This is a genomic window from Staphylococcus microti (assembly GCF_000934465.1).
Lineage (GTDB): Bacteria > Bacillota > Bacilli > Staphylococcales > Staphylococcaceae > Staphylococcus > Staphylococcus microti.
In genome coordinates this window covers 1-225 of the sequence record NZ_JXWY01000179.1, presented here as the reverse complement: position 1 = coordinate 225, position 225 = coordinate 1, and the positions used below count along the sequence as shown (strand labels likewise).

Here is a 225-nt window from a genome sequence, read left to right as displayed (position 1 = left end):
CTGACGTTGAGTTACTCATGCTCGTAGAGTCGCTCTCACTCACTGACGTTGAGTTACTCATGCTCGTAGAGTCGCTCTCACTTACTGATGTTGAGTTACTCATTGAAGTAGAATCACTCTCACTTACTGACGTTGAGTTACTCATGCTCGTAGAGTCGCTCTCACTCACTGATGTTGAGTTACTCATGCTCGTAGAGTCGCTCTCGCTTACTGACGTTGAGTTAC

At 46.2% G+C, this 225-nt stretch carries 1 pseudogene; it reads left to right on the top strand.

Going from position 1 to position 225, the window contains the following annotated elements:
- Positions 1–17: 17 nt before the first annotated feature.
- Positions 18–225: pseudogene (locus TP70_RS12935) on the top strand (hypothetical protein); the annotation flags it as partial.